The sequence below is a fragment of the Sphingomonas sp. PSPC2-2 genome, assembly GCF_049897725.1.
In the GTDB taxonomy this organism is placed as follows: domain Bacteria; phylum Pseudomonadota; class Alphaproteobacteria; order Sphingomonadales; family Sphingomonadaceae; genus Sphingomonas.
The window spans coordinates 259652-286299 of sequence record NZ_JAFCWU010000006.1; the positions used below are offsets into that span (position 1 = coordinate 259652).

Sequence of the window (26648 nt, forward strand, 5' to 3'; positions counted from 1 at the left end):
TGGCCGAGGTCGCGCTGGTGCCGCCAGGGGTGGTCACGGTCACGTCGACGGTGCCGCTGCCAGCCGGAGCGGTTGCAGTGATGCTGGTCGCGCTGACAACGGTGATGCCGGTTGCAGAGGCCGCACCGAACTTGACGGCGGTAGCCCCGGTAAAGCCGGTGCCGGTGATGGTGACCGAGGTACCGCCGCTCGCCGGGCCCGAGCTGGGCGAGATGGCGGTGACGGTGGGGGCCGCGACATAGCTGAACCGGTCACTCGCCGAGGTGGCGCTGGTGCCGCCAGGGGTAGTCACGGTCACGTCGACGGTGCCGCTGCCAGCGGGAGCGGTTGCGGTGATGCTGGTCGCGCTGACAACGGTGATGCCGGTTGCAGAGGTCGCACCGAACTTGACGGCGGTAGCCCCGGTAAAGCCGGTGCCGGTGATGGTGACCGCCGTGCCGCCGGCAGCGGGGCCGCTGGTCGGGCTAACGGCCGTTACGGTCGGTCCCGCGCTCGCTGGGGTACAGGTTAGGGTTAAAAATGCCGAAGAGTTGGAGTGCGCGGCAGTCGCGTCGTTGTTGGCGCTTCCCCCTGCGGTATATGTAAAATTGGAAAGCGCGTAATTATAATATCTGAATAAATTGTTGGATCCGATTGTGAAAGTCGCAGAATTTCCTGTTTGATTGAGGACGCTGCGAACAATGGATCCAGTATCGTCATATTCAAATGCGGAAAAATATCCTGTCCCGACGCGAGATGTCAATGTAAATTGAACTACATCTCCATTATTAAAATAGAAATCGCTTAACGTTGATGCATAAGCTCCAAAAGTAATATCCTGATCTTGTATCTGTGAACCATTGCTGGCCGATGGAATCGAAAAGGTGCGATTATACTGGCCGGTGTTGATGTCGGCGCAGCCCTTCGATGTAGCCGCCGCCGCAAAAGCGGGCATCAAGGCGAACATAAAAGCAAAAAGCGCGATTAAAGGGCGGCTTGGATGCCCTGCGGCGCGTCGTCGGCCGAGTTCGCGCATGCGATTGCGATGAGCAAAGGTACCAAGTGCAGATCGCATGCATCCGGCGAAGGCACGAAATCGCCCCCGCTCAGTCCGAAACTGCCCCATTATTTCCCCCGCCCGCGAATCGCTTACTTTGAGAAGATCTTAGCTGATTTTTGTAATATGTAATAATAAAGAAATTGCTTCAGGACAGATGCTTGCGTGTCCTGGAGATCGATCGTGTTTTTAGATGGTGATGCCCCTGATCGATAACCGGCGTTCTGCATTAAGGTAGGATTGCGATATACGCCGAGGGCGATGATCGCTCCCTGTTCAAGATGCCAAATGAAATCACGCGTGCGGGTTCGCCCAGATCGTCAGGCGAAATCTGTATATTATTTCACATGCGGCGTAATGATTGCGCGCTTTGATACGGCCCACGCCCTCTTTCGCGCTTCGGCACAAAAGCGCGGTGAGAGGGTGTTCATCGAGAATGGCAGCGTCGCTCGAACAGGTGACCACAAGCGGGCGTTGAAAGATCGGACATTGCCGACCTTTCCCACTGCGCCGAGCCGGACCGACGACGTTCCAGGCGGGCTTTGATCCGTCGCCGGAGTGTAGATTTCTAAGTGGTGATGGCGGTCGGCTGCGGTGTGCAGATCGCGAGAAAGCCACCAGCCATAAAGGTCGCCATATACTCCTTTACCGACACAAAGTCGTCCGACCGGCTGATGCCACCCGATAGCTTGTCGATCCGCCCGGTGCGCGCGAGCGTCAGCATCAGCGCGCCGGTGACGAAATGATAACCCCAGAAAATCTTGCTTTCCTCGCACTCGGGGAGCGCTTGCTTGAGCAGTCCGATCAGCCGCAGAACGACCGGGTCGAAATGCGTGTCCATCAGCTCGGCCCCCCATTCCGGCGTGTTGGCGACCTGCGCGCCGAGTTTCGCATAGTTACGCCAGCCCTCGCCGCCATCGATATAGAGGTCGAGATCGGTATCCAGAAATGCGCGCAGCGCGCCCTCGACGGTCGGCTTGCCCGCGGCGGCGGACTCGTAATCGTCAAGCGCCTTCATCCGGCGTTCGCTGGTTACCACCGCACGGCGCGCGAATACTGCGTCGAACAACGCCTTCTTGTCGGCGAAATAATAATTGAGCAGCGTGTGATGGACGCCGACTCGCTTGGCGACCTCCTTCAGTGTCACGCCGTGCAGGCCGTGTTTGGAGAATAGCTCTTCGGCCGTATCGAGGATCAACTCCATCGTTTCGGCGCGTTGCTCGGCCCGGCGCGGGCGACGCTGTACGGGTATATCCTGGGTCACGACAATGTCCTTCCCGACTCCCGACGCGAGCGTCAAGCAGCGATCGCCGCTTGTTGATCATTCACACACGAGAGAGTGACTTATTGACAGGAGAGCCGCTCATCCGCATCATCGCGACAACGACGAAAACACGTCGACGGAGAGGGTTTATGGAAGTTCCGGCCTCGGATGCCGCGACGCGGGCGATCGGTTGGCCGGGCGGGGCGTTCAGGCGCGGATTGGTCCTGTTCGTGCTGACCTTTGTCTATGTCCTGAACTTCCTCGATCGGCAGTTGATCGGAATCCTTGCCAAGCCGATCCAGGATTCGCTGCAGATCACCGACGGCCAGCTTGGATTGCTCGGCGGTTTGTATTTCGCTCTTTTCTATTGCTTCATTGCGATCCCCGTCGGTTGGTTCGCGGACCGCACCAACCGCGTCACCGTGGTGTCGCTGGCCTGCGCAATCTGGAGCGGTGCTACGATTGCCTGTGGGTTGGCGGTGACCTTCCCGCAGCTGGTGTTGGCGCGCATGACAGTGGGATTCGGCGAGGCCGGCGGAGTGCCGCCGTCTTATGCGATAATTACCGACACCTTTCCAAAGGGACGGCGCGCGACGGCGCTCAGCATCTATAACCTCGGTCCACCGATCGGCGCGGCGATCGGCATCGCATTCGGTGCGTCGGTCGCTGCAGCGTTTGATTGGCGCGATGCGTTTATCGCGATCGGCGCGATCGGCATTGTCACCGCGATCGCTGTGCGGTTGCTGATCCGCGAGCCGACGCGGGGGGCGCTCGACGATGCGCTGCCCGGGGGGCATGTCACGGTGCCGTTCTGGGGAACGGTCGGTGCGTTCTTTGCCAACCCGGTGCTGCTGCTTGTCTCCATCGGGAGCGGGGCAACGCAGTTTGTCACTTATGGTCTTGGCAACTTCGCGGTGCTGTTCCTGATCCGCGAAAAGGGCATGACACTGGGGGAGGTCGCGCTGTGGTACGCCATCGCAGTGGCGATCGGCATGGGCGGCGGCATGCTGGCCTCCGGGCGCGTGATCGATCGCCTGCTGCCGCGCTCGCGCAAAGTCTATGCGATCGGGCCGGCTGTTTCGCTGGCGATCGCATTGCCCTTCTATGTCGCGTTCCTCTGGGCACCGGGCTGGCCAGTGGCGTTGGTGCTGCTGACTGTGGTGATGCTGCTCAACTATTTCTACCTCTCGGCTGCGGTCGCACTGGTGCAGGAAGAGGTGCGCCCCGACCAACGCGTGCTGTCCGGAGCACTGTTGTTGCTGGTGATGAATTTCATCGGGCTGGGGCTCGGTCCTACCTATGTTGGCGCGGCGAGCGACTGGTTTACCGCACACGGCTCCGCGCATGGATTGCAGGCGGCGCTCTACACCCTCGCGCCCGCCTATCTCGTCGCAATCGCCCTGTTCCTGTGGCTCGCCCGCGTGTTGCGTGTGCGTGGCAGCCTACCCAGAAAGGACATAGCATGAAGCTGCTGATCCATTCGCTCGCGCTGCTCGGCGTGGCCGGTGCCACCGCGTCTGCGGCGCAAGCCCCTTCCACCCCGATCGTCACCGCGCCTGCCGGGAAGCTGCAGGGCGTCGTGGAGGACGGGGTTCAGGTGTTCAAGGGCATCCCCTATGCCGCTCCGCCGGTGCAGGCGCTGCGCTGGCACCCCCCTGTGCCGCTGCCGCGGTGGAGCGGCGTGCGCGCTGCCGGTGCTTTCGGCCCAGCCTGTGTCCAGCCACAGGCGAAGACTGCGTCCATCTACAGCGGCGACCCAATGCCCGTCAGTGAAGATTGTCTGACGCTTAATATTTGGGCCCCCGCTAACGCCAGCGATGCGCCCGTGTTTTTCTGGATCCATGGCGGCGCATTGGTGGCCGGGTCAGGGCGCGAGCCGCTCTATGATGGCAAGCGGATGGCCGAGCGCGGGGTGATCGTGGTGTCGATCAACTATCGTCTCGGCGTGCTCGGCTGGCTGGCGCATCCCGCGCTCAGCCACGAATCGGTCGCTCACGTCTCGGGCAATTACGGACTGCTTGACCAGATCGCAGCGCTCAAATGGGTGCGTGCCAATATCGCTGCGTTCGGTGGCGATCCCGCCAAGGTTACGATCGCGGGCGAATCCGCAGGTGGGCTGAGTGCGATGTACCTGCTCGAATCGCCCCTCGCGCGGGGGTTGTTCGCGCGAGCGATCGTCGAAAGCGGCTATATGATCTCGATGCCGCAGCTCAAGAAGGCGGTTTACGGTGCGCCTTCGGCCGAAGGGGCAGGGGAGCTGCTTGCTGCCGCGCTGCAGGCACCCGATCTTGCGACACTACGCGGAATGGACGCGCAGACGCTGACCAACAGCGCCGCTGCAATGGGATACGGCCCCTGGGGAACCGTCGACGGACTGGTGCTGCCCGAGCAGATGGTCTCAACGTTCGCTGCAGGGAAGCAGGCACCCGTTCCCGTGCTCGCTGGCTTCAACCAGGGCGAGATCCGCTCGCTGACGGTGCTCGCGCCCAAAGCCCCTGCGACCGCCGCCGACTATGAGAAGGGCATCCGGGAGCGCTATGGCGATCTCGCCGACACGTTCCTCACCTTGTACCCGGCCGCCACCTATAAGGAGAGTATCCTGGCGACGACTCGCGATGCGCTCTATGGCTGGACTGCCGAGCGGCTCGCGCGGATGCAGACTGCGCTCGGCCAGCCGGCTTATCTCTATCTGTTCGATCACGGCTATCCCGCTGCAGATCAAGCCGGGCTCCACGCCTTTCATGCGAGCGAATTGCCGTTCGTATTCGGCACCTTCGACCGCACCCCGCCACGCTGGCCGCGCGTGCCGGAGACACCGGCAGAGCGCGCCGTGTCCGACGCATTGCTCGATTACTGGACAAGCTTCACGCGTGACGGCCGACCCGTGGCCGCGAACGGGCCGATATGGCAACCCTTTGGCACCGGCCAAGCCTATCTCCACGTCGCCGACGTGCCGCGCGCCGAGGCGAAACCGATGCCGGGTATGTACGCGTTCAACGAGACCGTGATGTGCCGCCGCAAAGCGACGGGCACGATTGGCTGGAACTGGAATGTCGGGCTGGCCGCACCGAAGCTGCCGGCCGCAGGGGCGGGGTGCCCCTGACGGTGAGCAGCGCCAAATGGGAGATGCGCCGGAGGGCGGGTGAAAGGGGGAAATTACCGCCCGACGTGAGTCGTGCTGATCTGCCCCGCAGCAAAGTCCGCGCTTAGCCGGAGCTTGTCGATCTTGCCCGTTGCGGCGAGCGGCATCGCCTCGACCTCGGCGACCTGGTCGGGGATCCAGAAATCGGCGACCTTGCCGCGCAACATTCCGATCAGGCTGTCGGGGGTTCCGCTCGCGTCGGCAGTTTCGACAACCAGCAGCGGACGCTCGCCCCATCTGGCGTCAGGTCGCGCGATCACTGCAACGTGACGCACGGCCGGATGTCCGCCGACAATCGCCTCAATCTCGGTCGGGTTGATCCATTCGCCGCCCGACTTGATCAGATCCTTGGCACGCCCGCAGATGGTGAGGTTGCCGTCGGCGTCGATCATCGCCAGGTCGCCGGTATCGAAAAATCCCTCTTCGTCCAACGCGTCGCTCTCGGCTCGAAAATAGCGGTCGAGAACGCTTGCGCCGCGGACCTTGAGATGTCCCATCGCCTCGCGCTGCGAAGGAAGGGCCGCACCATCGGCATCGGTCAATTTGAGATCGACCCCAAGCGGCGGTCGCCCCGATGCACCGCGGCCTTGCCCGGTGGGATAGGGCGGCGCGATCGTCCCGGTCGGCGACAGTTCGGTCATTCCCCAACTCGTCTGGACATAGACCCCGAGCCGCTGCTCGATGCGATTGATCAGCGCATCGGGACAATTCGAGCCGCCGATCAGAATGCGCTTGAGATCGGGTAACTCGCCACCGGTGCGTTCGAGATGGTCGACAAGCCCGAGCCAGACGGTCTGCACCCCGACCGCGATTGTCACGCCCTCGTCGCGCATCAGGGTCGCCAGGCTCGCTCCGTCGATCGCTCGTCCGGGCAAGACCAGCTTGGTGCCCGCCGCAGGCGCGGCAAACGGTAGCCCCCAGCCATTGGCATGAAACATCGGCACGCCGAGCAGCAGCACATCCTGCGCGGTTAGCGCGATCGAATCTGCCTGGAGGGTGCGCAGCGTGTGGAGGTAGTTGGAGCGATGCGTGTAGAGGACGCCCTTCGGCCGCCCGGTCGTGCCGGAAGTATAGCACAGCCCGGCCGCAACGTTCTCGTCAAAGTCCCCCCATGCGCTCGCGGCACCATGTTGGTCGAGGAGACGTTCATAGTCCCACAGCTGTGCCCGATGGTCGCCGAGCGTCTCGCCCGGCAGCAGCGCAGCGTCGATTGCCACGACGTGTTCGATCGCCGGGCACAACTGCAGCAATGCCCGTGACAGCGGCAGCAGATCCGCTGCAACGACAAGGACCCGGTCCTCGGCTTCCTCGATCATCGTGGCAAGGTGCTGTACGGTCAGCCGCGGATTGAGCGTATGGCACACCAGCCCCGCGCCCATCGCTGCGTAATAGACCTCAAAATGTGCCTGGGTGTTCCACGCGAGCGTGGCGATGCGGTCGCCGAACCGCAAGCCGAGCGAGGCCAGCGCGCCCGACATGCGGTTGCTGCGCGCGCGCAGATCGGCGTAGCCGGTCCGGCGCGACACGCGCCCGGCATCGGCTTCCACCACTTCGCGCGTGCCAAACCACTTTGCGGCATGATCCAGGAATTTGTCGACTGTCAGGCCGTAGCTTTGCATGATGCCTTCGTGGTTGGCGGGATGGGCAACGGCCACCGCCCGCGCGGGCGGTGGCCGCCGTTGCGTCAGAAGGTTTTCAGTACCTTGACGCCATACTGACGCGGCGGTCCGGCGAAATCGAGCCCGCTGTTGAGCGCTGCAACATAGTGTTGATCGGTCAAATTGGTGCCGTAAGCCGTTACCGTCCAGGTCTTGTGCTGCCATGCCACCTGCGCGCCGAGAATGTTGCGCGCGTCGAGCCGGTCGCCCTGCGCGGCGTTCTCGAACAGCGTCGCCCATTGCGCCGCGATATGCCCGAAATTGACGCGCGGAGTGAGCGTGTCGCCGTTGGCGAAACGATGCTCGTACGACGCACCGAGATTGAAGGTGAGGTTGGGCGCATAGGTCTGCTCGCGCCCCTTGAGGTTAAGGCAGGTTGCAGTGGCGGGTCCGGTGGTTGGCGAACACGGCGCAAACGACCCGCCGGTGCGCGTGTCGAGCGCGTAAAACTGCGCCAGCTCGCTGTGCAGGACGTTGATCCCGGCGTCGAAGGTAAAGTTGCCCGCCTTCAGATCGGCCTCGGCCTCGAACCCGTAGATCTTGGTCGTGCCCGGCACGTTGATCTCGAAACCGAACACCGGTAGCGTCGGATAGCCGACGATCACCTGGAAATTCTGGTAATCGTTGTAGAATCCGTCGATCGTCGTGTGGATGCGGCCGCCTGCGAAATTGGCCTTCCAGCCGGCTTCGTACGAGCGCACCTTTTCGGGTTGGAAGGGCGGGGTGGCGAGGCCCGAGCCGACCGGCACGTTGATTCCGCCCGGGCGGAAGCCGGTCGCGACGAAGCCGTAGAGATAGTTGTTGCGGTCGATCACCCAGCCGAGCGACGCCTTGTACGAGAAATTGTCCGATGTGATGTGCTGGTCGTCGCGGAGCCGTAGCCCGTTCTGGTTGATGTCGACATGATTGGTCGACTGGCTGGCGGTGTAGCGTCCGCCGAGATCCAGCGTCAGCCGTGGGGTGATCTTGAAGCCGACTTGCCCGAACACCGCGAGCGAGCGCTCAGGGTTACGCCCCTGCAGCGTGTATTGCGCGGCGGTCGTGCCGAGCGGCTGCCCCGCCGCCGGAGCGTCGATCACGAACTGGTAGGGCGGCAGCCAGAAATAGGTGTTCCACAGCCCGAAGGCACCGATCAGCCAGGTCAGGCGCTGGTTATCGGGTGAGATGAGGTTGAATTCCTGGCTGAACTGCGTCTCGGTGGTGGTGTCGAAGAAGATGTAATTCTTCTGTGCCGGCGCGGTTGGCGTGGCGGCGACGTTGGCGGTCGCATTGGTTCCGTCGAGATCTGCGCGGTATAGCGTGTTGCCGTTCTGGAAGCCGGTGATCGAGCGGAATTTGATGCCGCCGACGAATTCATAGTCGATCTTGAGCACGGTGCGGACGAACTTGTCGCGTGCTTCCTGCGGCATGTTGGCGGTGATGTCGAACAGGTCGCGGTAGTTGGGATTGGCGACGGTGCCGCCGGCCAGCGTCAGCGTCTTGAAGCGATTGGTGAAGGGGTCGGCCGGATAGGCCCCCATGTCGAGATAATCGAGATCGGTCTTGGACAGGATCGACAGTCGATCGGTCGGTTTCCACAGGAAGCTTATCCGCCCTGCGATCGAGCGTACGCTGCCGTTATTGCCGGTATAGGGTGCCCCGCCCGGCCCGGTGATGTGGTAGAACCCGTCGCGCCGTTCGCCCGAAAAGGCGACGCGCGCGGCAAAGGTGTCGCTGATCGGCAGGTTGACCGCCCCCTGTCCGCTCAGGTCGTTATAGTTGCCGTAGCTCGCGGCGAAATAACCGTGCGTACCGCCGCCGATGATCGGATCGTTGGTGTTGGCGAAGACCGCGCCGCCCGTTGCGTTTTGGCCAACCGACGTCCCCTGCGGCCCGCGCAGGATCTGGATATTGGCGATGTCGAAATACGGCTCTTCCTGGAAATAGCCAGGGAAGGTGGGCACGCCGTCGCGATAGGTGATGACGCCGGTGGTGGTTTGCGAATTGTGCTCGGCCTTGCCGATGCCGCGCACATTGAACTCGAGGCCCTGCCCGAAATTGTTGACGACCACGCTCGGCACCGCGAACTGCAGTGCGTCGATGTTGACGACGCCCTTGTTGGCGAGGTCGCTGCCGCTCAGGACCGAAGCCGCGATTGGAGTCTGCGATAGCTTGTCGTTGCGACGGAGCGCGGTGACGACGATGTCCTGGCTGCTGTCGGTCGCCGCCGCTGGCTGGACGTCGCCCGTCTGCGTGGTGGCGGTCTGGGCGATCGCCGCACTTCCCGATGTGAATGCTAACGCCGATGCGCTTAGCAACAATGCAAAGCTCTTCATAAACCTCCCCATCCTCACCCACACACGCTCTCCGGCGCGATGGGGTCTGGATGCCCCAGTTTTCGATCCGAATCAACACTCATTCTCTACAGAGTGAATTAAAGATCTGGTCCAGTCGGAGATCGCAGGGCAGCCCTTCCCACTTGACGCGGCTGCATCCGGCATGGGGCGCGTGGAGGGTGAGCGGCCGCAGCGAGCGCCGTGCCGGACACTGCGACCGCGTCAGAGGATAACCCGGGGGCATTCCCCTGTGCCGGTTCTGCTTTTTGTAGGGAGGGCGGTGGCGACCGCCGGGGTTCGTCGCGATGGCACTCGATTTTGGAGCGCCCGAAAAGCGGCAGATACTCGAACTAAGCGCGCTCCATCACACCGCGACGTCGGCCTTGATCGGACCGTGCGGCATATACCCTTCGACCTGAAAATCCTCGATCCGATAGCTGTCGATATCAGCGGGTTTGCGGAGGAGGCGCATGGTCGGGAACGGGCGCGGATCGCGGGATATCTGTTCGCGCGCCTGATCCAGATGGTTCAGATACAGATGGACGTCACCGCCCATCCAGACGAGCTCTCCCGGGCGGAGATCGGCCTGTTGGGCAAGCATCAGCTGCAGCGCGGCGGCACCCGTGAAATTGAAGGCGGCCCCCAGCAACAGGTCGCACGACCTTTGGTAGAGGCCGCAGTTCAGCCGCCCGTCGGAGGTTACGTGAAATTGATAGACCATGTGGCACGGCGGCAACGCCATCTGATCGAGCTCCGCCACGTTCCAGGCATGAAACAGCATCCTGCGGCTGGCCGGATTGTGCTTCAGCGTCTCGACAAGGCTGGCGATCTGATCATGCACGCGCCCGTCCGCGCCTTGCCAACGGCGCCATTGCTTCCCGTAAATCGGGCCCAGGTCTCCCCATTGCGCGGCAAAGGCATCGTCGTTCAGTACACGCTGCTCAAACTCGGTTTGAGAAATGTCGTGTCCGGTGGAGCGCCGGTACTGCGCGAGCGGCCAATCGGTCCATATCTTCACATTCTCGCGCAGCAGCGACTGCAGGCTGGTGTCCCCGGTCAGGAACCACAGCATCTCCTTCACCGCCGTCTTCCAGTAGACGCGTTTGGTGGTGAGGATCGGCACGCTTCCGTCGGAAAGATCGAACCGGATCATCGCGCCGAACAGCGAGCGCGTCCCGACCCCGGTCCGGTCGACGCGCTGGTCGCCATGGTCGAGAATCTGCTGAAGCAAGTCGAGATATTGGTGTTCGGGGTGCCGCATGTTCACGCCTTCATACCCGCAAGTTGGTTCATCGTGTCGTTCGCTGTTGCAGCGTCTTTTCGATCCGGTCGAGCGGGTTTTGCATTAGGTCGGTGTAGCGCGCTGCCGGGTGATGCGGTAGCGCGAAGTCGGCTGGCATAACGGCGGATCAGGTCATCCGGCAGGGTTTGATCGCTGCCGGTTCGGGGCGAGGCCCCTCCGCCCGGAACGCGGCGAGATACCCGCCCGCGGAGGGCATGTCGTAGCGTGCGACCTGGGTGTAGCCGACCGCCGCAAATTCGCATTTGAGCAGCGCGGGCGGCGTCCCGTGGTTTTGCGTCAGGCGGTTGGCATCGACGACGATGACCAGCCCGTCCCGCTTTAGCGAGGGGCGCATCCGCCACAGGAACTCATAGGGTTGCGCGATTTCATGGTACATATGCACCATCAGCACGCGATCGAAGCTGGCATCGGGCAGCCGCGGATCGGCGGGCGCGCCGAGACGCACGCTGACATTCTCCAGCCGCTCGCGCGACACGCGCAGCGCCAGCGTATCGCGCACCTCGGCTACGATGTCCTCGGCCAGCACGCGCCCGGTCTTGCCGACGCGGTTGGCGGCGCGGATCGTGTAATAGCCCTCGCCGGCGCCGATGTCGGCGACGGTCATACCGGGCTTGATTCCGGCCTTGGTCATTACCTCGCCGGCTTCGTTCAGCCGGTCGCGATCCTCCTCGGTCGACCAGCGTGGCGAGCTGATCTTGGCGACCGGGCGGTCGGCGGCGGGGAAGGGGCCTGCCTCCTGCGTATGATCGGGCACGCGCGGCGTGCCGCCGTCGCACGCGGCGAGCAGCAGCACGGCCACCAAGGTCAGCGCGCGGGCACCGTGAAAGTGCACTAGTCCACGTCCTCCACCTCGACCGTCTCGCCCGTGACGCGCTGCGATAGCGCGGCGGCCATGAACGCATCGAGATCGCCATCGAGCACATCGGACGGGCTCGACGAGGTCACGCCGGTGCGCAGATCCTTCACCATCTGGTATGGCTGCAGCACGTAAGAGCGGATCTGGTGGCCCCAGCCGATATCGGTCTTGCCCGCATTCTCCGCATTGGCCGCGGCTTCGCGGATCGCCAGTTCGCGCTCGTACAATCGCGCGCGGAGCTGGTTATAGGCTTCGGCCTTGTTCTTGTGCTGGCTGCGCTGGTTCTGACACTGCACGACGATGCCGGTCGGGATGTGGGTGATGCGCACCGCCGAATCGGTGGTGTTGATGTGCTGCCCGCCAGCGCCCGACGCGCGATAGGTGTCGATGCGCAGGTCGCTTTCGTTATAGTCGACCTCGATATTGTCATCGACCACCGGATAGACCCAAACGCTGGCAAACGAGGTGTGGCGGCGGGCGGCGCTGTCATACGGGCTGATGCGCACCAGGCGGTGGACACCGCTTTCGGTCTTGGCATAGCCGTAGGCGTTCTCGCCTTTCAGCAGCAGCGTCGCCGACTTGATTCCGGCCTGCTCGCCCGAATGCTGGTCGATCAGTTCGACCTTCAGGCCGTGGCGTTCGCCCCAGCGCGAATACATGCGGCTGAGCATCCCGGCCCAGTCCTGGCTCTCGGTGCCGCCCGCCCCGGCATTGACCTCGATATAGGTGTCGTTGCCATCGGCTTCGCCCGCCAGCAGCGCCTTGATCTTGTCCTGTTCGGCGCGGCGCGCGAGATCGGCGAGCGCGGCGAGGCCGTCGGTCTCCATCTCGGTATCGCCCTCGGCCTCGGCCATTTCGATCAACTCTGCCGTATCGTTGAGCTCGCTTTCGATCGCGCGCGTTGCGGTGATCGCCTCATCGAGACGGCGCCGCTCCCGCATAACCGCCTGCGCCGCCTTGGGGTCGTTCCACAAAGTTTGATCCTCAACGCGCGCGTTGAGTTCATCGAGCCGACGCAGCGCGCGGTCCCAGTCGAGGAACCGGCGGAGCAGCGCGAGCGCGTCCTTGATCGAGTCGATATGAGCCTGCGCTTCAGCGCGCATGGGAGAACCTTCCAGAAAAATATCGTGTCGTTCTTCCCGTTGGCGGGAAAACGATAGCGTGCCTGCCGTATATGAGGTTGGCGCGCCGCTAGTAAATACCGCCCTGTCGTTGCAGGAAATCGCTGTCGCGGCGCGTGTCCTTCGGTGCCTGGGCGTCGGCGCGTGCTTTGGCGGCAGCGGCGGCGGCCGCAGCGGCCGGGTCGGGAACGATCACGTCGCGGTGGACGACGCGGCGTGGCTCGCTTTCGGGTTTGAAGGCTTCCCAGATGACCGACGCCTTGGGATCGTCGGTCGGCCAGGTGCCGAACACAGGCTTGCCGCTCGCGCGGTCGATGCGGACCATGCGGATGCCGGCGGGCGCGCGGAACGGAATTTTGGGCAGCCCCTCATAGGCCTTGACCGCGAACGCCTTGAAGATCGGCGCGGCGAGCGTGCCGCCCTGCGCCGCGCCGCCCAGCGAATGCGGCTGGTCGTAGCCGATATACAGGCCGCCGATCATTTGCGGGGTGCCGCCGATGAACCATACGTCGGTTGGCCCGGTATTGGTGCCGGTCTTGCCGAACATCGGCCGGTCGAGGTCGCGCAGCACGGTGGCAGTGCCGCGCTGGATGACGCCCTCGGCGATATGGACCATCTGATACGCGCTCATCGCATCGACGATCTGCTTGCCGCGCGAGACCGGGCGCGGCATCGGCTTGCCGTTCCAGTCGGGCGCGTTGCAGCGGTCGCACGGGTGCCAGTTTTCGGGGAGGATCACCTTGCCGTGGCGGTCCTGCACGAAATCGATCAGCGTCGCGGGGTGCGAGCGGCCCTGATTGGCGAGGATGGCGTAAGCGTTGACCATGCGCGACACGGTCGTCACCCCTGCGCCGAGCGAATAGGACAGATACGGTTCGTATTTGCCGACGCCGATCCGGTCCATCAGCGACACGATCCGCGGCATCCCCGTCGTGGCGGCGGCGCGCACCGTCATCAGGTTGCGCGACTGCTCGACGCCCCAGCGCATGGTATGCGCGCCCGACCCGCCGACATTGCCGAAATTCTTGAAGCACTTCTGGCCCAGCCGCGCGCCCTGATAGACGCAGAACGGGCCGTCGACGATGATCGAGGCAGGGGTCATCCCGCCCTCCAGCGCCGCAGCATAGACGATCGGCTTGATCGTCGATCCCGGCTGCCGCATCGCCTGCGTCGCGCGATTGAAGGCCTGCGCCCGGAAATCGAACCCGCCCTGCATGGCCAGCACGCGCCCGGTCTGCGGTTCCTCGACCACGAACGCGCCCGAGATTTTGGGCACCGAGCGCAAAGCAAACGCCCCACCTTCCGGCGCAACCGCGATAATGTCGCCGGGTTTCAGCGCGGCGAAAGCGGTGCCGCCCTCGCCCCGCACCGGCATTTGCGCGGCGTCTCGGGGCAAGACGCCGGTGCTGCCGTCGGAAAAGCCGATCGTCGCCTCGCTTGCGCCGACGGCAGTCACGATCGCCGCGCGCCAATTGTCGTAATCGAGCCCGATATTGGTGTTGAGCAGCGTTGTCTGCCAGGTGTCGCCCACAATGTCCTTATGGTCGATCGGTCCGGACCAGCCGCGGCCATGATCGAAGCGCAGCAAGCCCTCACGCAGTGCGGTCTGCGCATAGTCCTGCAGCCGGTTGTCGAGCGAGGTGCGCACCCACAGGCCACCGGCATAGATGCTGTACGGCCCGTCCTTTTCGTCCTCGCCGAACTTGTCCTTCAACTGGCGGCGGACTTCCTCGACGAAATAGCCGCTGCCCGCAGTTTCGGTCTTGGGCGTCTGGCGCGGCACGGTGCCGAGCGGTTCGGCCATGGCTTCGTCATGCTGCGCCTGGGTGATGAAGCCATTCTTGAGCATTTCGCGCAGCACATAAGCCCGACGGACGAGCGCGCGGTCGGCGTGGCGGACGGGGTCGTAATTGGACGGGCCCTTGGGCAGGATCGCCAGATACGCCATTTGCGCGAGATCGAGCTGGTTCAGATCCTTGCCGAAATAGGCGTAGCTCGCGGCCTCGACGCCGAACGCGTTGCGACCGAGCGCGATCTGGTTGAGATACAGTTCCAGAATCTGCTTCTTGGTCAGCGTGTCCTCGATCCGGTACGCGAGGATCGCTTCCTTGATCTTGCGGCTGTAGCTGGTCTCGTTGCCGATCAGCAGGTTCTTGGCGACTTGCTGCGTAATGGTCGATGCGCCGGCCGGGCGCTTGTGGCTGGTCAGATTGTTGATCGCCGCGCTGGCGATGCCGAGATAATCGACGCCGTGATGTTCGAAAAAGGTTTTGTCCTCGGCGGCCAGAAACGCGCGGACCAGAAGCGGCGGATATTCGTCGTAACTGAGTTCGACCCGGCGTTCGCGCGCATAGCTGTGGATCGGCGTACCATCGACGCCGCGCACATTGGTCGGCAGTGGCGGCTCATAGGTGCGCAATTTGTCGACCGAAGGCAGATCGGCGGCGAACAGGAAGTAAAACACCGTATAGCCGATGACGAACAGCACGCCCAATGCGGCGAGCGCCTTGACCCACCACCGGCCCCAGGCATTTCGAAGGTATCCCCGGAAGCCGCCAATGTCGCGGCGGATGCGGAAATTCACGGTGGAATCAGAAGCGGCCATATGGGTGTCAGGCTCTAGCAACTTTCCCGCGCGTTGCCAGCCGCCTTAACTGCGCGCGGTGCGAGGCCGTGAAAGGTCAGTTCGACGCCATCCGCCGTGCGAAGTGCACCTCGACCGCGCGTTCGATGCTCTGCGCGATCTTGCGGCGGCCGTCGGCGCTGTCGATAAAGTCGGCGTCGCGCGGGTTGGAGATATAGCCGGTCTCGAACAGGATCGAGGGCATGTCGGGCGCTTTCAGCACCATCAGCGAGGCCATGCGGTGGAAATTGGGTTTCACCGGGATCAGCGGCTGCGCCTCGCGGCCGAGCAGTCGCGCGAAATTGGCCGAGGAGTTCATCGTCTCGCGCTGGGTGAGGTCGATCAGGATCGAGGAGATGTCGGCGGACGTGGCCGCGAGATTGACACCGGCGATGACGTCGGCCTTGTTCTCGCGCGCCGCCAGCTTGGCCGATTCCTTGTCGGACGCGACTTCGGACAGGGTGTAGACCGATGCCCCGCTGGCGCTGCCGGAACCGACGCTGTCGCAATGGATCGAGATGAACAGGTCGCCGCGCAATTTGCGGGCAATGCCATAGCGTTCCTGCAGCACGAGGAAACGGTCGTCCTCACGCGTCAGCGCCACACGGACCCGGCCCGATTTGACCAGCTCGTCGCGGATCGCCTTGGCGATCTTCAGGGTCACGTCCTTCTCGCGGCGACCGTCGATGGGCGAAATCGCGCCGGGATCGACTCCGCCGTGTCCGGCGTCGATCACCACCAGCGGACGGCTGTCATCGTCGCCATAGATGCGCGGCAATCCGGGCGTGCGCGGCGCAGGCGGGATCGGCACCGATACCGCATAGGTTGCGGGGGCTTGCACGATCCCCATGTTGAACGGCGGCAGGAAATGCAGCCGCCGTTCCCCCGCCGCGCGCGCAAAGGTCGCATCGTCGACGGTCTGCAGTTCGAGTGTCAGTTCGCGTCCGTCGCGGCCGAACACGCCTTCGGTGACGAGGGCCGGGCGTGCAAGGTCGAACACGACGCGCGTGCCGTTGGCACCGTGCGCGCCCTGGCGCACGCTCGATACCGGCCCGCCCGCGGCGATCTTGCCGCCGGGGGTCGCGCCCTGCAGATCAAGCGCGATCCGGTGCGGTGCGGCCAGCACGAAGCTCGACGCATCGGCGATCGGCTGATCGAACCGCACGACGATCCGGTCGTGCTGGACCTCGACGCGCTCGACCGACGCCGCCCAACCGGGAGCGCCGACGAACCAGCAGGCCAGCAAGGCGAAAACGAACGACACGCGTCCGTAATGCCGTCGCGACTGCGGCGCGGTAAAGCGAAAAGGGGCTGCCAAAGGGCGGGAGGTCGCGCTCATTCGTCTGGACTAGGCCGGAGACGACAAAACAGCCTTTCGGGGTGCGGTTAATATGGTCGTAGGCATAGAATTGCCGGTCGGGCGGCAAAAACGTGCCGGTTGCTGCGCGCGAGCGGGGGTGCTAGGCATCAAACAGTTCCTGATCGCGGCCTAGTATCGACCGCGGCGAGGGCCATCTGGCCGCCCCTCATGTTCCTTGGGCGCGGCTTATCCAGGTTGACGTTCGCATGATGTATGTATTCCGCCCCTCGCACCGCCCGGTTTCCACCGGCGGGATCGCGAGCGCGCGGAATGCCCAAGGCCGGAAGGCGGGGCGTGCAGGGCGAGCAGAGGCAGTTTTCGTAAACCACCATGTGATCGAGCCAGGCGATACTCTCGCCGGATCGGCCACTTTCATTGATCGCGCGCGGCCAGCGCCACGGCGCCCAGCGCCCTTTGGCTCTGCGCCGCGCGACCGGAGAATAATACATGACCACGCGTATGCTGATCGACGCACGGCACCGGGAGGAAACCCGCGTTGCTGTCGTCAAGGGAAACCGAATCGAAGAGTTTGATTTCGAATCCGCCGAGCGCAAGCAGCTCAAAGGCAATATCTATCTGGCCAAGGTGACGCGCGTTGAGCCGTCGCTGCAGGCGGCGTTCATCGATTACGGCGGCAATCGCCACGGCTTTTTGGCGTTCAGCGAAATCCACCCCGATTATTACCAGATCCCCAAGGAAGACCGCGACGCGCTGTTGCGCGAAGAGGCCGAGCATGCGGCGGAAGAAGCCGCGTTGCGCGCCCAGCAGGAGGCCGAGGACGATCTTCACGACGACGAGCATGAAGACGACGGCTTCGAACGCGATTCGGCCGCCGACGATGCCTCGATCGAGCGTTTCGAGGATGATGGCGGTGCCGAACCCGACGTAGAAGTCGTCGCCGAGGGTGAAAGCCGCGGTGGCGAGGGGCGTGGCCGTCGTCGCAAGCGCACCGCATCGGACGATGCCGCCGACGATCTGCGCGAGCGCCGCACCAATTTGCGGCATCGCTACAAGATCCAGGACGTCATCCGCCGCCGCCAGGTGCTGCTCGTCCAGGTCGTCAAGGAAGAGCGCGGCAATAAGGGCGCGGCGCTGACGACGTATCTGTCGCTTGCTGGCCGCTATTGCGTGTTGATGCCCAATACGTCGCATGGCGGCGGGATCAGCCGCAAGATTTCGAACGCTGGCGACCGCAAGCGGCTCAAGTCGATCATGGCCGACATGAAGCTCCCCCCCTCGATGGGCTGCATCGTGCGCACTGCCGGGCTGCAGCGCACCCGCGTCGAGATCAAGCGCGACTTCGATTATCTGGCGCGGCTGTGGGACGGGATTCGCGAGACGACGCTGTCCTCCTCGGCCCCCGCTTTGGTCTATGGCGACAGCGACCTGATGAAGCGCGCGATCCGCGACATCTACAATCGCGACATCGACGAAGTGATCGTCGAGGGCGAGGAAGGCTATCGCCACGCCAAGGACTTCATGAAGCTGCTGATGCCGAGCCATGCGCGCAAGGTGAAGCATTACAGCGATCCCGTGCCGCTGTTCCAGCGTGCGGGCGTCGAGGAGCAATTGTCGGCGATGTACCACCCGGTGGTGCAGCTCAAATCGGGCGGGTATCTCGTCATCAACCCGACCGAAGCCTTGGTGTCGATCGACATCAACTCGGGACGGTCGACGCGCGAACATTCGATCGAGCAAACCGCGACCGCGACCAATCTCGAGGCCGCCGCCGAAATCGCGCGCCAGTTGCGCTTGCGCGACATGGCCGGGCTGGTCGTGATCGATTTTATCGACATGGACAACGGCTCGAACGTCCGCAAGGTCGAGAAGGCGATGAAGGAAGCGCTCAAGAACGATCGCGCGCGCATCCAGATCGGTCGCATTTCGTCCTTCGGCCTGATGGAAATGAGCCGCCAGCGTTTGCGCACCGGCGTGCTCGAAGCGTCGACCCGGCCATGCCCGCATTGCGAGGGAACCGGCTTCGTCCGCACCGCCTCCTCTTCGGGTCTGTCGGCATTGCGCCTGCTGGAAGATGAAGCCGCACAGGGGCGCGGATCGCAGCTGCTGCTGCGCGCCAGCCAGGAAGCGGCCTTCTATCTGCTGAACCGCAAGCGCGCGGAACTGGCCGAGATCGAGGAACGCTATGGCGTGATGATCGAAGTCGCGCCCGACGGTGAGCAGGAAGGCGCGCGCATGTCGGTCGAAGTGTCCGGCCCGCCGCCTGCTTACACGCCGCGCTTCGAAGCGCCGATCCAGGAGATCGAGGAAGATTTCGTCGAGGACGAGATCGAAGACGAAATCGAGGACGAGGTCGAGGAAGAGGAGCAGCCGCGCGCTGCCCGCGAACCGCGCGAGCGCGGCGAACGGCCCGAGCGTAGCGAAGAAGACGGTGGCTCGCGTCGCCGTCGGCGCCGTCGCGGCCGTCGCGGTCGCAACCGGCCTGAGGGTGAGGGTGCCGCCGAGGGCGAAGCCGTCGTCGACGGCGGTGGTGACGAGGACGCGTCGGAGCAGGATGCCGAGCGCGAAGACGCCGAGACCCCGGCCGCAGTGTCGTCGGAAGAGGGAGAAGGCAGCGAAGGCGGTCGTCGCCGTCGTGGCCGTCGCGGTCGCCGTGGCGGTCGTCGCAGCGACGGCGAGCAGGCGGTTGTCGAAGCCGCTGATGGCGAGGCTCCCGTAGTCGACGCTGCGCTGGTCGAAGCCGAGCCGGTCGCGGTCGAAGCGGAAGCCGAGCCCGAGGTTGAGGCCCCGAAGAAGGGACGTCGTCGTCCGCGTGCGCGCGATGCCGCGCCAAAGGCGGCTCCGGTAGCCGAAGCGGTGGTGGAAGCCGAACCGGCTGTCGAAGCTGCAAGCGAGGTCGAACCGGCCGCGAAACCGAAGCGCGCCCGGCGTGCCAAGGCCAAGGCGGTTGAGGCGGCCGAACCGGCGGAAGCCGCACCCGTCGTGGAAGCTCCGGTGGAGGACACCCCCAAGCCAAAGGCAAAGCGTACCCGCAAGGCCAAGGCCGCAGCCGTGGAAGCGGTTGAAGTGGAAACTCCCCCGGTAGAAGAAGCCCCGGTAGCGCAGAGCGTCGCACCAGTGGCGGAGCCTGCTGCTCCGGCACCCGATGCACCGCAGGACGAGGCTTCGTCTGCGGCGGCAGCGAGCGACGCGGCACCGCGCGCGATCGATCCCGATCCGGGCGAAGCCGGCAGCCCGCGTCGTGGCTGGTGGCAGCGTACCTTCGGGGCGTGACCAACGACCGGCCCCTCGCCTGTGGGCGAGGGGCCGGTTGGTTTGCCTTACCGCTCCGCCCTTTCACCGCACCGCAAGGCCGGTTGCCCCGGCCGGAAAACTCGGCGATAGGTCGGGCATGAAGCGGCTCTTCGCGGGACTCGCGGCCTCCCTCCTGATCTGGGCCCAACCGGCTGCGGCGCAGTCGATCCTGCGCGATGCCGAAACCGAAGCGATGTTCAACGACATGTCGCGCCCGCTGATCCTGGCGGCGGGCCTGTCGCCCAACAATGTGCGGGTCGTGCTGATCAACGACGATTCGATCAACGCCTTCACCGCCGGCGGTCAAACAATTTACGTCAATTCCGGGCTGATCCAGGCGGCGGACAACGCCAATCAAGTGCAGGGCGTGATTGCGCATGAACTGGGCCATGTCGCCGATGGCCATGTCGTATTGATCGATGCGGGCGCGCGTCCTGCAATGGGCATTTCGATCCTCAGCATGGTGCTCGGCATCGCGGCGATCGCGGCGGGTGCGCCCGAGGCGGGGGCGGGCATTCTGTCGGCAGGCACCACTGCCGCCGAAGGAAAATTCCTGGCCTTCTCGCGCGTGCAGGAATCGACCGCCGATGCGACGGGGGCAAAATTCCTGCGGGAATCGGGCATCAGCGGCAAGGGGATGCTGAGCTTCTTCAAGAAGCTGGCCAATGAAGAATATGCCTATGGGTTGAAGAACATCGATCCGTTCGCGCAGAGCCACCCCTTGTCGGGCGAGCGCATCGCCAACTTGACGGCGGACGTGACGTCGTCGCCCTTCTACAACGCCAAGCCCGACCTTGCGCTGGACGATCGTTTCAAGCGCGTGAAGGCCAAATTGCTTGGCTATGTCGCCGACCCCAAGACCACGCTGAACGTCTATCCCGAGCAAGACCAGAGTGTGTACGCCCATTATGCGCGCGCTTACGCCTGGCATAAAGCGGGCTATCCCGAAAAGGCCGACGCGGAGGCAGCGGCATTGCTGAAGGCGGATCCGCACGACCCCTATTTCCTGGAAATTCAGGGGCAGATCCTGCTCGAAGCGGGCAAGCCCAGACAGGCGCTGGCCCCGTTGCGCGAGGCAACCGACCTATCGCGCAACGCCCCGCTGATCGCGACCACCTTCGGCCATGCGCTGATCGCGACCGAGGACAGGGCCAATTATCCCGAGGCGATCAAGGTGCTGCGCCAGGCGGTGGCGCGCGACGACGACAATCCCTTCGCCTGGTATCAATTGGGCACGGCGTATGAGGCCTCGGGCGATCAGCCGCGCGCGCTGCTCGCCACCGCCGAGCAAGCGAGCCTGACCGGCGATCACCGGACGGCCGCCTATAGCGCGCGCGGCGCGATGCAGGGGTTGCCGCCCAATAGCGTCGACTGGATCCGCGCGCAGGACATTGCCCTCTCGGCGCAGAACGAGATGGACGACAACCCCAAGAAATATAAGAAGCGACGCTGATGCGCCTGAGCTGGACTGTTTTTGCGACCGCGCTGATCGCGGCGCTCCTTGGCGCGGCGGCGTTTGCCGGAATCGAACGGGTGGTGCCCGCTGCCGACGGAGATCGCGCGCGCGTCGAGGGCGTGGTGCATGACTATGTCCTGGCGCATCCCGAAATCATTCCCGAAGCGCTCGACCGGCTGCGCGACCGCGCCCATGCCGACACCATCGCCAGCAACCGCGACGCGATCCTCAAACCGTTCGGCAGCGCCTGGGCGGGCAATCCGGCGGGCGATGTCACCCTGGTCGAATATTTCGATTATAATTGCGGCTATTGCCGGGCGAGCCTGCCCGCAATTGCGGCGTTGCTCAAGAGCGATCCCAAGATTCGCATCGTTTACCGCGAATTCCCGATCCTCGCGCAAAGCAGCGTCGATGCCGCGCGGATGAGCCTGGCGGCCGCCGACCAGGGCAAGTTCCAGCAATTCCACGATGCGCTCTATGCCGGTGGGCAAGTGTCGGCGCAGACGATCGCGGCGGCGGCGAAGGCCGCTGGCGTCGATCAGGCGCGCGCGGCGGCCTTTGCCCCCAAGGCGGACGCCGAAATCGCGCAAAATCAAACGATCGCGCGCGCGCTTGGGCTGACGGGCACGCCAAGCTGGGTGATCGGCAGCAAGGTCGTGTCCTCGGCCTTGCCGCTGGAGGAATTGCAGAAAGCGGTCGCCGAGGCGCGCGCGGGGAAATAACCGCCGACCGCTTGTTGCAGCGCAACCGGCCCCCTACCTAGCGCGCAGGAACGGGGGCTTCATGGACGTTGTTTTATCGGTTGCCGGGGTCTCGAAGGTCTATGCCTCGGGCCAGCGCGCGCTCGAGCCAGTCAATCTCGATATTCGGCGTGGCGAAATCTTCGCGCTGCTCGGGCCCAATGGTGCGGGCAAGACGACGCTGATCTCGATCATCTGCGGCATCGTCACGCCCTCCACCGGCACGGTTACCGTGCTGGGGCATGACGCGCAGAAGGATTTCCGCAGCGCGCGCCGCGCGATCGGGCTGGTGCCGCAGGAATTGTCGGTCGACATGTTCGAGACGGTGCTCGCCACCGTCAAGTTCAGCCGTCGCCTGTTCGGTCGCGCGCCCGACAATGCCTATATCGAGCAAGTGCTGCGCGACTTGTCGCTATGGGACAAGCGCGACGCCAAAATCCGCGAGCTGTCGGGCGGCATGAAGCGGCGCGTGCTGATCGCCAAGGCGCTGAGCCACGAACCCGACATCCTGTTCCTCGACGAACCTACCGCCGGGGTCGACGTCGCTTTGCGCCGTGACATGTGGAAGCTCGTCCACCGCCTGCGCGCCAAGGGCACCACGATCATCCTGACCACGCATTATATCGAAGAGGCCGAGGAAATGGCCGACCGGGTCGGCGTGATCGACAAGGGCCGTATCATCCTGGTCGAGGACAAGGCCGCGCTGATGAAGAAGCTCGGCAAGCGCCGTATGGCGATCACGCTGCAAACGCCGATGGTGTCGTTGCCGTCCGGGCTGGATGGCTGGTCGGTCGCGCTCGACGACGAGGGCAAGACGCTGGTCTACACTTTCGATTCCGAAAACGAGCATATTCCGATCCTGCTCGCCAGGCTGGGTGAGCTTGGCATCGGCTATAGCGATCTCGAAACGCATAAGAGCTCGCTCGAGGACATTTTCGTCGATCTCGTCGAGCGGAAGGACGCGGCATGAGCGACCAAACACACCTTCTTTCCGGTCTTGCTGAGCCTGTCGAAGCACCGCTCGCCACCAGCGCGACGGTCGTTGCGGGGAATGCTTCGACAAGCCCAGCACGAACGGTTGTGGGGAGGGTAGGCGCGTGAGCAATTTGAGCGCTGCCGCAAGCAAGGCTCCCGCGATCAACCTCCACGGCATCTGGGCAATCTACCGCTTCGAGATGGCGCGCGCGCTGCGCACGTTGTGGCAGAGCCTGGTCACCCCGGTCATCACCACCTCGCTCTATTTCGTCGTGTTCGGCGGCGCGATCGGCTCCAAGATCAGCACCGTCGGCGGCGTCGGTTATGGCAGCTTCATCGTGCCCGGCCTCGTCATGCTGTCGCTGCTGACGCAGAGCATCTCCAATGCCTCGATCGGCATCTATTTTCCGAAATTCACTGGCACGGTGTTCGAATTGCTGTCCGCGCCCGTATCGGCGATGGAGATGGTGGTCGGCTATGTCGGCGCGGCGGCGACCAAGTCTATCGTGCTCGGGCTCATCATTCTGGCGACGGCGGCGTTGTTCGTGCCGCTGCAGATCGTCCACCCCTTTGCGATGCTCGCCTTTCTGGTGTTGACCAGCGTGGCGTTCAGCCTGTTCGGCTTCATCATCGGGGTGTGGGCCAAGGGATTCGAACAGCTATCGTTCGTACCCGCCTTGCTCATCACCCCGCTCACCTTCCTCGGCGGGGCGTTCTACTCGATCGACATGCTGCCGCAGCCGTGGCGCACGGTCAGCCTGTTCAACCCGGTCGTCTATCTGGTCAGCGGCTTTCGCTGGGCGTTCTTCGACAAGGGCGATGTGTCGGTCGGCGTAAGCCTTGGCGTGACGGCGGTGTTCCTGGTCGCATGCCTCGGCGTGATCTCGTGGATCTTCAAGACCGGCTGGCGGATGAAGAACTGACCGCGCGGACGATTGCGGACGGAACAATGCGGCGCGCGCTGCGCTAACGCCGCATCGGGCGCGCTTGCCGTGCCTGTTTCCAAATCTTTCGGAGACAATGATGACCAAGACGGCATTGGTAGTGGGCGCGAGCGGGATTGTCGGCAGCGCGACGGCGACCTTGCTGGTCGATCATGGCTGGCGCGTACACGGCCTCGCGCGGCGTCCAACACAGCAGGACGGTGTGCTGCCCGTCGCCGCCGACCTGCAGGATGCCGCCGCGACGCAAGCGGCGCTGGCCGATTTGCGCCCCGATGCGGTGTTCATCACCACCTGGCTGCGGCAGGATAGCGAGGCCGAAAACATCCGCGTCAACGCCGCGATGGTGCGCCATCTGCTGGACGCGCTGCGCGGTGCCACCGGGTCGCGCCACGTCGCCTTGGTCACCGGGCTCAAACATTATCTCGGGCCGTTCGAGGCCTATGGCAAAGGCGCGCTGCCGCAAACGCCGTTCCGCGAGGAGCAAGGGCGGCTCGACGTCGACAATTTCTATTATGCGCAGGAAGACGAAGTGTTCGCCGCCGCCGCGCGCGACGGCTTCACCTGGAGCGTGCACCGCCCGCATACCGTGATCGGCAAGGCCGTCGGCAATGCCATGAACATGGGCACGACGCTGGCGGTCTATGCGACGCTGTGCCGCGAACTTGGGCGGCCGTTCCGCTTTCCGGGCTCCGCTGCGCAATGGAACTCGCTGACCGACATGACCGACGCGCGCCAGCTCGCGCGGCAATTGCTGTGGGCGGCGGAGACCCCGGCGGCGGCCGATCAGGACTTCAACATCGTCAATGGCGACGTCTTCCGCTGGAGCTGGATGTGGGGACGGATCGCCGAATGGTTCGGTCTCGAACCCGCACCGTTCGACGGCACCGTGCTGCCGCTGGAACAGCAAATGGCGGACGATGCGGCGGTGTGGCGCAGCATTGCGGAGCGCGATGGGCTGGCCGAACCCGATCTGGCGCGGCTGGCCTCGCCCTGGCATACCGATGCCGATCTCGGGCGGCCGATCGAAGTCGTCACCGACATGTCGAAGAGCCGACGGATGGGGTTTCTGGCCTATCAGCCGACCGACGATGCGTTTTTCGACTTGTTCCGGGAGTTGCGAGCCGCGCGGTTGATTCCCTGAGAGTTGTGTGGGCAGCGCGCAAGCGGCGCACGCTAATCGATATGTCCCGCCGCTTTCAGGATGCGATAGTGATCGTCGGATTTTGCCTGAACGGATAGAAATTCCCGAAATCCGAACTGCAAGCCCAGTTGGTGCATCAGCGCGCGATCGGTCTCCGAATAGAGAATTGCGATTCCTTTAGGGGCGAGCAGGTCACGGGCACCACCGTTTCGGCGGATCCGCTTCATAAAGTCATCTTGCTGGGAAACCGTATAAAAATTCGCAAGCGCACAATATTAAAACTAATGCTTATATATGTTGTCTCTATGCCATTTTAGAAAATTAACATGTGGTCTATGAGCTGCGACTCTTGGAGCGGTTGCACTCTGGCTTGACTGAAGGAAGATTCGAACGCCCTCAAGATCATTTACATGGCGAGAAATTTTTATAGTAAGGTCATCATTTAACGAGATCAAGCCGCGGTCGAACATCCAATGTGCAGTTCCCGATAAGGCCAAACCATTTGCTATGGCATCGGGTCCACCGTGTTCAACAGGTCTGATATGAGCGGCTTCTACTTCGGCTCGGCCCCCGCCGTTGATTAGTTTAAGGCCAGATAAAGCGCATCTCGAGTCATATGCGGCAAGAACGTTTCTACGAAAGGCGCGGTCACGTATAGCGCGCGAGGTGACTATATCAACTCTTGATCGTTCTACTTCATAGATGAACGGGGTTCTATTATCCAGAACTCGGTTTGATATTTCGTCGATTGAAACATCGCCAGTTCGCGGAAGGAAGCCAGTCCCGTCTGACAGCCCGCGTTCGATAATACGATTGAAATCTTGATCGGAAATTGGGCGTACCGATGACTGCTTACCGCCAGATTGGGTGCCGTCGGGTTTCAGCAACGCTCGTTCGAGTGGGCCTGTGCCGTCACTGAAGGGCACATGGTGGTCGAATTCAAGGAAACTTCCCGGCTCAATCAGGGCGACATGTCTGGCTGGATCGTCTGGGTCCGCGATCAAACCTTGTATTTTCGCGGTCGCAAAATAGCCTCTTTTGCCACCACGCCGTGATTCAAGAAAAATAACCCAATCACCTACCAGTTCTCTGGCTCGTGATAGGTATAGCTTCGATGGAAACTGATAGCGCGAGGTTGGATCGTCGGCATAGTCAGAGTCAGAACGATATATGAAAACTCCTTTCGTCATATAAATTTCACATTATAATTCACTATCTTATAATAATTATGCATCTTGCGGTAAAAGACGCATGAAAATTGACTGGACGTCAGTCATTGGTCCTTCTGTGTCGTCGAGGGTTTCTTCTTCGAACATTCCGGACGCATTGTTCAAAATTGTCTGATACCAACCTCCGATGATACTGACTCACGGGGGGATTCCCAAAGCGGCGAAACTCTGACTCTATGGCTGTCGATTGGAGGGCATGGCCATGGGTGCAGCGATCGGAATGCGGAACGACT

At 63.3% G+C, this 26648-nt stretch carries 18 protein-coding genes and 1 pseudogene; 8 read left to right on the forward strand and 11 right to left on the reverse strand.

Annotated elements, in window-relative coordinates; genetic code table 11:
* Both ACP7BY_RS13155 and ACP7BY_RS13160 read right to left on the reverse strand, forming a co-directional pair.
* Window positions 1-1015: IPT/TIG domain-containing protein (locus ACP7BY_RS13155; RefSeq protein ID WP_426288163.1), on the reverse strand; the 1015-nt coding region annotated here is incomplete at its 3' end.
* Window positions 1016-1604: 589 nt separating this feature from the next.
* The gene (locus ACP7BY_RS13160) at window positions 1605-2300 is read right to left on the reverse strand and encodes a TetR/AcrR family transcriptional regulator (protein ID WP_033963186.1); all 696 of its coding nucleotides are present in this window, start codon (window positions 2298-2300) and stop codon (window positions 1605-1607) included.
* Window positions 2301-2449: 149 nt separating this feature from the next.
* Here ACP7BY_RS13160 and ACP7BY_RS13165 point away from each other — a divergent pair, with 149 nt between their 5' ends.
* Complete coding sequence (locus ACP7BY_RS13165) at window positions 2450-3766, forward strand: spinster family MFS transporter (RefSeq protein WP_137903290.1); 1317 nt, start codon at window positions 2450-2452, stop codon at window positions 3764-3766.
* Complete coding sequence (locus ACP7BY_RS13170; RefSeq protein WP_033963094.1) at window positions 3763-5403, forward strand: carboxylesterase/lipase family protein; 1641 nt, start codon at window positions 3763-3765, stop codon at window positions 5401-5403. Before ACP7BY_RS13165 ends, ACP7BY_RS13170 begins: the two co-directional genes overlap by 4 nt.
* Before the next feature lie 53 nt (window positions 5404-5456).
* Here ACP7BY_RS13170 and ACP7BY_RS13175 read toward each other — a convergent pair whose 3' ends face one another.
* From ACP7BY_RS13175 to ACP7BY_RS13205, 7 genes are all read right to left on the reverse strand, one after another.
* A complete protein-coding gene (locus tag ACP7BY_RS13175; RefSeq protein ID WP_033963183.1) occupies window positions 5457-7061 on the reverse strand; it encodes an AMP-binding protein in 1605 nt (534 codons plus the stop codon).
* A gap of 65 nt (window positions 7062-7126) precedes the next feature.
* The gene (locus ACP7BY_RS13180; RefSeq protein WP_137903289.1) at window positions 7127-9415 is read right to left on the reverse strand and encodes a TonB-dependent receptor; all 2289 of its coding nucleotides are present in this window, start codon (window positions 9413-9415) and stop codon (window positions 7127-7129) included.
* 364 nt (window positions 9416-9779) lie between these two features.
* Window positions 9780-10676 carry a thymidylate synthase gene (locus tag ACP7BY_RS13185; protein ID WP_033963181.1) on the reverse strand — a complete coding sequence of 299 codons (897 nt, stop codon included), beginning with the start codon at window positions 10674-10676 and terminating at the stop codon, window positions 9780-9782.
* A 148-nt stretch (window positions 10677-10824) separates the two neighbouring features.
* Window positions 10825-11550 (reverse strand): class I SAM-dependent methyltransferase, encoded by a 726-nt coding sequence (locus ACP7BY_RS13190; protein WP_033963093.1) that lies wholly within the window; start codon window positions 11548-11550, stop codon window positions 10825-10827.
* Window positions 11550-12677 carry a peptide chain release factor 2 gene (gene prfB, locus ACP7BY_RS13195; RefSeq protein WP_033963092.1) on the reverse strand — a complete coding sequence of 376 codons (1128 nt, stop codon included), beginning with the start codon at window positions 12675-12677 and terminating at the stop codon, window positions 11550-11552. Before prfB ends, ACP7BY_RS13190 begins: the two co-directional genes overlap by 1 nt.
* Window positions 12678-12765: 88 nt before the next feature.
* Window positions 12766-15300, reverse strand: a complete 2535-nt coding sequence (locus ACP7BY_RS13200) for a penicillin-binding protein 1A (RefSeq protein WP_033963091.1) — start codon at window positions 15298-15300, stop codon at window positions 12766-12768.
* Window positions 15301-15376: 76 nt separating this feature from the next.
* Entirely contained in the window at window positions 15377-16582 is a 1206-nt protein-coding gene (locus ACP7BY_RS13205; protein WP_033963090.1) for an N-acetylmuramoyl-L-alanine amidase, read from the reverse strand.
* A gap of 543 nt (window positions 16583-17125) precedes the next feature.
* Between ACP7BY_RS13205 and ACP7BY_RS13210 the strand changes: the two genes are divergently transcribed.
* From ACP7BY_RS13210 to ACP7BY_RS13235, 6 genes are all read left to right on the forward strand, one after another.
* A complete protein-coding gene (locus ACP7BY_RS13210) occupies window positions 17126-19909 on the forward strand; it encodes an Rne/Rng family ribonuclease (protein ID WP_249340914.1) in 2784 nt (927 codons plus the stop codon).
* 118 nt (window positions 19910-20027) lie between these two features.
* Entirely contained in the window at window positions 20028-21383 is a 1356-nt protein-coding gene (locus ACP7BY_RS13215) for a M48 family metalloprotease (protein ID WP_033963088.1), read from the forward strand.
* The gene (locus ACP7BY_RS13220; protein WP_033963087.1) at window positions 21383-22108 is read left to right on the forward strand and encodes a DsbA family protein; all 726 of its coding nucleotides are present in this window, start codon (window positions 21383-21385) and stop codon (window positions 22106-22108) included. Before ACP7BY_RS13215 ends, ACP7BY_RS13220 begins: the two co-directional genes overlap by 1 nt.
* 61 nt (window positions 22109-22169) lie before the next feature.
* Window positions 22170-23096: an ABC transporter ATP-binding protein gene (locus tag ACP7BY_RS13225; protein ID WP_033963086.1), complete on the forward strand. Its 927-nt coding sequence runs from the start codon at window positions 22170-22172 to the stop codon at window positions 23094-23096.
* Window positions 23097-23232: 136 nt separating this feature from the next.
* Window positions 23233-24024, forward strand: coding sequence for an ABC transporter permease (locus ACP7BY_RS13230; RefSeq protein WP_405053033.1), 792 nt, complete (start codon window positions 23233-23235; stop codon window positions 24022-24024).
* A 100-nt stretch (window positions 24025-24124) separates the two neighbouring features.
* Complete coding sequence (locus tag ACP7BY_RS13235) at window positions 24125-25186, forward strand: SDR family oxidoreductase (protein ID WP_033963178.1); 1062 nt, start codon at window positions 24125-24127, stop codon at window positions 25184-25186.
* A 32-nt stretch (window positions 25187-25218) separates the two neighbouring features.
* Here ACP7BY_RS13235 and ACP7BY_RS13240 read toward each other — a convergent pair.
* Window positions 25219-25428 (reverse strand): annotated as a pseudogene (locus ACP7BY_RS13240) (NaeI family type II restriction endonuclease); the annotation flags it as partial.
* A 39-nt stretch (window positions 25429-25467) separates the two neighbouring features.
* Window positions 25468-26376 (reverse strand): HNH endonuclease, encoded by a 909-nt coding sequence (locus tag ACP7BY_RS13245; protein WP_081988564.1) that lies wholly within the window; start codon window positions 26374-26376, stop codon window positions 25468-25470.
* Window positions 26377-26648: the final 272 nt, after the last annotated feature.